This window comes from Kitasatospora sp. NPDC028961, assembly GCF_055564815.1.
The window spans coordinates 305,547-312,609 of sequence record NZ_JBVHVO010000002.1 but is presented as its reverse complement, the minus strand read 5'-3'; the positions used below and the strand labels follow the sequence as shown (position 1 = coordinate 312,609).

General features: G+C 75.2%; 6 protein-coding genes. 4 read left to right on the top strand and 2 right to left on the bottom strand.

Annotated features, from left to right (window positions below):
- Positions 1–280: 280 nt before the first annotated feature.
- Together ACZ4UX_RS05525 and ACZ4UX_RS05520 are read left to right on the top strand one after the other, a co-directional pair.
- Positions 281–1,153 carry an AAA family ATPase gene (locus tag ACZ4UX_RS05525; RefSeq protein ID WP_329486104.1) on the top strand — a complete coding sequence of 291 codons (873 nt, stop codon included), beginning with the start codon at positions 281–283 and terminating at the stop codon, positions 1,151–1,153.
- Positions 1,150–2,625: a VWA domain-containing protein gene (locus tag ACZ4UX_RS05520; protein ID WP_465705693.1), complete on the top strand. Its 1,476-nt coding sequence runs from the start codon at positions 1,150–1,152 to the stop codon at positions 2,623–2,625. Before ACZ4UX_RS05525 ends, ACZ4UX_RS05520 begins: the two co-directional genes overlap by 4 nt.
- Positions 2,626–2,706: 81 nt before the next feature.
- Here the strand turns inward: ACZ4UX_RS05520 and ACZ4UX_RS05515 are convergent, their stop codons facing one another.
- Positions 2,707–3,657: an alpha/beta fold hydrolase gene (locus tag ACZ4UX_RS05515; RefSeq protein WP_465705966.1), complete on the bottom strand. Its 951-nt coding sequence runs from the start codon at positions 3,655–3,657 to the stop codon at positions 2,707–2,709.
- A gap of 294 nt (positions 3,658–3,951) precedes the next feature.
- Positions 3,952–4,806: a siderophore-interacting protein gene (locus ACZ4UX_RS05510; protein ID WP_465705692.1), complete on the bottom strand. Its 855-nt coding sequence runs from the start codon at positions 4,804–4,806 to the stop codon at positions 3,952–3,954.
- 92 nt (positions 4,807–4,898) lie between these two features.
- Here ACZ4UX_RS05510 and ACZ4UX_RS05505 point away from each other — a divergent pair, with 92 nt between their 5' ends.
- Positions 4,899–5,684, top strand: coding sequence for a TetR/AcrR family transcriptional regulator (locus tag ACZ4UX_RS05505; protein WP_465705691.1), 786 nt, complete (start codon positions 4,899–4,901; stop codon positions 5,682–5,684).
- Between the two features lie 134 nt (positions 5,685–5,818).
- Positions 5,819–7,063 (top strand): choice-of-anchor A family protein (locus ACZ4UX_RS05500; protein WP_465705690.1); only part of this gene is annotated, 1,245 nt, incomplete at its 3' end.

Sequence of the window (7,063 nt, the reverse complement as noted above, 5' to 3'; positions counted from 1 at the left end):
ATCCATCCAAGCAACACCACACCCCACACCAAAAAGAAAAGAGGCAGAGAACCCCCCCCCCCCCCCCCCCCCCCCCCCCCCCCCCCCCCCCCCCCCCCCCTCCCCCCTGCTCGGGACCGCCACGCCCGCGGACGGTTCCGGTCAGCCGGGCGTCAGAGTGCCCAGACCTGGTCCGCGTACTCCGGGACGCAGTCGAACCGGGTCAGCTCGGAGCCCGGGACGGCGAAGTGACCGGCCGGTAGGGTGCTGCTGCACGGACGGACCGACGGGAGTGGGGCACATGGGCGGCGACGGCACGGGGTTCTTCGAGTCGGCGGAGCACGCGGCCGCCCAACTGGCCGAAACCGGCTATCTGGCCTCCACCGCGGTGGCCACCACCGTCTTCCTGGCCGACCGCCTGGGCAAGCCCCTGCTGGTCGAGGGCCCCGCCGGGGTCGGCAAGACCGAACTCGCCAAGGCGGTGGCCGAGATCAACCGGGCACGCCTGGTCCGGCTGCAGTGCTACGAGGGCATCGACGAGGCCCGCGCGCTCTACGAGTGGAACCACGCCAAGCAGTTGCTGCGGATCACCGCCGGCCGGGACGAGGGCTGGGACCAGGCCCGCACCGACATCTTCGGCGAGGAGTTCCTCCTCACCCGGCCACTGCTGACCGCCATCCGCGGCGACGAGCCGACCGTGCTGCTGATCGACGAGATGGACAAGGCCGACGTCGAGGTCGAGGCCCTGCTGCTGGAGGTGCTGAGCGACTTCCAGGTCACCGTGCCGGAGCTGGGCACCATCACCGCGACCCGGCGGCCCTTCGTCCTGCTCACCTCCAACGCCACCCGAGAGCTCTCCGAGGCGCTGCGCCGGCGCTGCCTCTTCCTCCACCTCGACTACCCGGACGCCGAACTGGAGCGCCGGATCGTCCGGCTCAAGGTCCCCGGCCTGGACGCGACGCTGGCCGAGTCGCTCGTCCGGGTGGTCGGCGCGCTGCGGGCGATGGGCCTGCGCAAGGCGCCGTCGGTGGCCGAGACCATCGACTGGGCCCGCACCCTGCTGGCGCTCGGCGCGGACACCCTGGACGAGGCGGTGGTCCGGGACACCCTCGGGGTGATCCTCAAGCACCAGGACGACATCCTGAAGGCCACCCGGAAGCTCACCCCGGCATGACGGACCGCCCCGCCCCCGCGGCGGCCGCGACCACCGGGGCCGCCGACCTCGCGGCCCGGCTGACCGGGCTGGTCCGGGCCCTGCGCGGGCACGGGCTGCGGGCCGGTCCGGCCGAGACCGTCGACGCGGCGGCCGTCCTCGACGTGCTGGGCCTCACCGACCGGGAGCAGCTGCGGGCCGGCCTGGCCGCCGCGCTGCTGCGCTCCGAGGCACAGCGGGCCGTCTACGACGCCACCTTCGACCTCTTCTTCCCGCTCGGGGTGGGCGCCCCGGAGTCGGCCCGCGGCGGCCCGTCCCCGGACGGCCCCGAGAACGCCGACGACGCCCGGGCCGCCGCCCGCGATCTGGCCGACCCCGTGCGCGAGGACCTGCGCGAGCGCCTCGCCGCCGCCCTCGCCGCCGACGACCGGGCCGCCCAGGCCCGGCTGGCCGGCGAGGCGGTGGCCGCGTTCGGCCGCTACGGCGCCGGCTCGGTACCCGGCTCGGACGGCTGGTCCGCCCACCAGACCCTCGGCCGGCTCGCCCCCGAGACCCTGCTGGCCCGCGTCCTGGCGGCGCTGCGCGCGGGCGCCGCGGCGGACACCCCGGCCGACCTCTCCGACGGCCTCCTCGCCGATGAGATCCGCCGCCGCGTCCAGGCCTTCCGCGCCATGGTCGGCACCGAGGCCCGCCGCCGGGTGGCCGAGGTACGCGGCACCGAGCGGATCGCCGAACGGGCCGTCGCACCCAGCGCCGACCGGATCGACTTCCTCGCGGCCGGCCGCGACCAGCTCACCGAACTGCGCCGCACCGTCCACCCGTTGGCCCGGAAGCTGGCCACCCGGCTGGCCGCCCGGCGGCGGCGCGCGGCCCGTGGGCAGATCGACCTCCGCCGCACCCTGCGCCGCTCGCTGTCCACCGGGGGCGTGCCGTTGCGCCCCGCCTACCGGCTGCGCCGGCCGGCCCGCCCGGAGATCGTGCTGCTCTGCGACGTCTCCGGCTCGGTGGCCGGCTTCGCCGACTTCACCATGCTGCTGGTCCGCGCGATGAGCGAGCAGTTCAGCAAGGTCCGGGTGTTCGCCTTCGTCAACCGCACCGCGGAGGTCACCGAGCTGCTGGCGGGCAGCGGGGCCGATCCGGCCGGGCTGGCCCGGCGCATCCTCACCGAGGCCAAGGTGATGGGCCATCACGGCAACAGCGACTACGGCTCCGCCTTGGGCGAGTTCGCCGACCGGCACCTGGACGCGGTCGGCCCGCGCACCAGCGTGCTGATCCTCGGCGACGCCCGCAACAACCACCGCGACCCGAACCTGTCCGCCCTGCGCCGGATCGCCGGGCGGGCGCGGCGGGTGTACTGGCTCAACCCGGAGCAGCCCTCGCTGTGGGCCGGCGGCGACTCGGCGGCGACCGCGTACGCGGAGGTGGTGGAGATGCACTCCTGCCGCAACGCCCGCCGGCTGGGCGAGCTGATCGCCCGGCTGCTCCCGGTCTGACCGGCCGGGGAGCGGCCGGCGCCGCCGGGCGCGGGCTCCGGTTCCGAGCCCGCAGGAGCGTCAGCCTCCCGGCCCGGAGCGTCAGCCGTCCAGCCCGCGCAGGAAGTCCAGCAGGGCGGCAGTGACCTCGGCCGGCCGCTCCTGCTGCGTCCAGTGGCCCGCGCCGGGGAGCGTGACGTGCCCGTACAGCCTGGGGGTGAGGCGCTCCAGGATCCCGCGCAGCGCGTCCGGGCCGATCAGCGCCGACACCATGTCCCGGTCCCCCGCCACGTAGAGCGCGGGCACGTCGATGCCGCGCCCGGCGAAGGCGGTGAGCAGTTCGTTGTTGCGGTCGATGTTGCGGTACCAGTTCAGCGGACCGGTGAAGGCGTGCTCGCCGTGCCCGGCGTAGTCGGCGACGAAGGCCGCGATGTCGTCCTCGGTGAGCCAGTCCGGCAGCTTCTCCGGCTCCGGGACGGTGTCCAGCAGCGTCTGCCCGTCGGGGACGACCCAGGCCTGCGGCCGCTCGGCGCCGGGGCGGTCGCCGGAGCCGCTGAACAGGACGCGGCGGAAGGTCGAGCCGGGGTCCCGGGCGAACTCGGCGTCGGCCACCCCGGGCCGCTGGAAGTAGATCTGGTAGAAGCCCTCGCCGAACCGCTCCCTGGACAGTGCGAGCGGCGGCAGCCCGGAGACCGGCAGCGGCGGCACGCTCAGCCCGGCGACCCCGCGCACCAGGTCGGGGCGGAGCGCGGCGGTCGACCAGGCGACCGGTGCGCCCCAGTCGTGGCCGACCAGCACCGCGGGCCCCTCGCCGAGCGCGGCGATCAGGGCCGTGACGTCACCGACCAGGTGGAGCAGGGTGTAGGCGTCGACGGCCGCGGGCCGCTCGCTGCGGGCGTAGCCGCGCTGGTCGGGGGCGACCACCCGGTAGCCGGCGGCGGCCAGCGGGGCGAACTGGTGGCGCCACGAGTACCAGCTCTCCGGGAAGCCGTGCAGCAGCAGGACGAGCGGGCCCTCCCCCTGTTCGGCGAGGTGGAGCCGGACGCCGTTCACCTCGATGTCGCGGTGCGTGACGTCGCCGTACGCGAGGTCCCCGTAGGCGGAGCCGGCCTCGCGTGCGGCGCCGTCCGCCCCGCCGCCGGTCCGCCCGCCGCCCACCTGCCCGCCGCCGGTCCGCTCGCCGAAGGCCTCGCCGGTGTCCCTGGTCACGTCGCCCACCCCTGTTCCTCACGCCGTCCGGATCGCCGCCGGACGGATGACGTCCGACCGGTCGCTATCCACCCTGCCCAGCGGAACGCCGCGGGAACCCCCGGATCTCCCCCTCCCGCGGCCGCGCCCCGGGGTGGCTCACCCGGCCTGCGCGAGCTTCTCCTGCGCGTCGGCGAAGTCCTCGGCGGTGGGCGCGTCGTCCTGGGTGAGCCGGTGGCGCCAGTACCCGGCGAACTCCACCGACGCCTTGGCCAGTCCGCGCTCCTCCACCAGGTGGCGCCGGATCGCCCGGACCGCCGAGGCCTCCCCGGCCAGCCAGGCGAACGGCGTACCGCCGGGCAGGTCGGCGGCGCGGACCGCGTCGGTCAGCGGTCCGCCGGGGGCGGCGCCGTCGCGGTACACCCAGTGCACCGTCAGGTCGGCCGGGGTGGCCAGCGGCTGCCGCTCCGCCTCGTCGGCCACCTCGGCGTACACCACCGCCCGGATCCCGGCGGGCAGCGCCGCCAGCAGGGTGGCGATCGCGGGCAGCGCCGTCTCGTCCCCGGCCAGCAGGACCCAGTCGGCCCCGGCGACGACGGTGGCGAGCGGGACCGGCCGGGCGTACAACTCGGAGGGGCCGACCATGCCGAGCCGGTCGCCCGGCCGGGCGCGGTCCGCCCAGGCGCTCGCCGGGCCGCCGTCGCCGTGCAGCACGAAGTCGACCTCCAGCCGCCGGGTGCCGGACCGCCGGCCGCGGACGGTGAAGCTGCGCATCCACGGCCGCTCGTCCTCCGGTACGGCCAGGTAGGCCTGATACCAGCCCATCGGATCGTCGCCGCCGCCGGGCAGCACGGGCTCGGTCCGGCCGGGCTTGGGGAAGCAGAGTTTGACCTGCTGGTCGGGGGTGCGGCCGACGCTGTCGTCGAGCGCATCGGCCTCGAAGGTGATGCGGGCCGTCCGCGGGGTGACCCGCTCGACCGCGACGACCTGGATGTATGTGACGGGCAATGCCACCGTCGGACCCTCCGGTTTCGGCTCCACTGTAACCTTACGCCATAAGCGATTGCCTCGACGAGGATACTTTACGGCATAAGGAGTTCGCTACCGTGACCGTCTTCGCGGGCCAGGGTGACGCCCACAGCTCGATGTCCCTGCTCTGGCGCGGGCCGGAGGAGCCGCGCACCGGGCGCAGCGGCCCCAAGCCCGGCCTCAGCGTGGACGCGATCGTGACGGCCGGGATCGCGGTCGCCGACGCCGAGGGGATGGCCGCACTGTCCATGCGCGCGGTCGGCCAACGGCTCGGCCGCACCGCGATGGCCCTGTACACGTACGTACCGGGCAAGGCCGAGCTGCTCGACCTGATGCACGATCGGGTGCTCGCCGAGCTGCCCACCGGCCACGACCCCGCCGCGGATTGGCGGGCCGCCGCCACCGCCTGGGCCGAGGAGGCCTTCACCTGCTACCTGCGGCACCCGTGGGTCCTGCAGATCTCCCAGGCCCGGCCGGTCCTCGGCCCGGCCGAGCTGGGCGCGATGGAGGCGGTGCTGCGGATCCTGGACGGCGCCGGCCTGCCACCCCGACAGCTGCGCGGCGTGGTCGCCGCCCTCTGGCAGCTGGTCCGCGGCATGGCCCGGACCGCCGCCGAGGCCCGTGCCGCGGCCGTGGACACCGGGGTCGCCGACGAGGAGTGGTGGTACGCGCGGTCCGCCCAACTCGCCTCCCTCGCACCGGACTTCGCGGAGCGCTTCCCCCTGCTGACCGCGCTGGAGAGCGGCGGCGCCCCCGAGGCCGGGGACGGCGCCGGTGACCTGGAGGAGCGGACCCGGGAGGCCTTCCGCACCGGGCTCGCCGTCCTCCTCGACGGTGTCGAGGCGGCCGCCGCCCGGTCGTAGCGCCCGGCGGGCCCACCGGCACTGTCCGCTGCCCAGGTGACGGTTGGTCTGAGCGGGTACGCCCGCTCACCGATCAGCGTAGGCGGGCGCTCCACCGGTCACCCTGTTCGCACAAGCTGCCGGACGCTTCGACTATGTCTTCCTTCAACCGACTGCTCACCCGCGTCCGCCGACGGGCCGGCGCCCTGGCTCTCCCCTGTACGGTGCTCTCGACCCTGGTGCCGGTCCTCGCCCTCGGTGCCGGGGCCGTCCCCGCCGTGGCGGCGCCGCTGCCCGGCGGCCTCGGCCCGTGCGTACCGGGCAGTTGCCCGCCCAGCTACCCGACGTCGATCAACAACCTCCCGTTCACCGGCCGGGACAACGGCATCAACATCTTCGTCGGCAACCAGTTCCAGGTCGCCGGGCGCGCCGCCGAGGCCGAGGGCCGCGTGGTCGTCCTCGACAGCTTCGCCCAGGCCAAGGAGGCCGGCGTCAGCTCCATCTACAACATCGGCATCGCAGGCGTCGGCTCCCGGGTCCCCCCGCCGGACGGCGCCGACTTCCTCACCACCGGCGGCGGCATCACCATCGCCCCCGGCCAGACCCTGGTCGCCGAGGGCGGCGTGGTCCGGCACGCGGGCACGGTCACCGGCACGGTGACCGGCACCCTCGTCACCGACCCCGACGCCGTCCAGCCCTACAGCGGACTGCGCGACCAGCTCACCACCGCGTCCGACTGCTACGCCCGCGTCGGCGGCACGCCGCGCACCCCGACCGGCACCGCCGTGAACCAGGGCGGGCAGACCCTGTTCACCGGGGACGGCAGCTCGGCCCTCCAGGTGTTCAACGTCGACTTCGACCTCACCGGGCCGACCGGTGGCCAGCAGGGCATCGTCTTCGCCGGCATCCCCTCCGGCGCCACGATCCTCGTCAACGTCCTCGGCGCCACCCGGGCCCTGAACACCTACAGCGGCGGCATCAACGACACCGACGACCCGCTCAACGCCTACCGCGACCACCTGCTGTGGAACTTCCCCGACGCCACCGCCGTCACCCTGGCCGGCACCGGCCAGTTCCAGGGCAGCTTCCTGATCGGCCGGCAGGCCTCGCTGACCACCGTCACCCTCGCGGGGATCAACGGCCGCTTCTTCACCACCGGGTCGCTCACCCACACCAGCCTCCCCGTTGGGGGAGGCGGCCAGGAGTTCCACTCCTACCCGTTCAACGGCGACCTCCCCTCCTGCACCACCCCCCCGGTCACCGGTGAGGTCCGCGTCCTGAAGACCGACGCCACCACCGGCACCGCCCTCGCCGGCGCCGTCTTCGAACTCTGGCACGAGACCAACAACACCCCCGGCCTCCAGACCACCGGCATCAACCCCGACACCCGACTCGGCGCC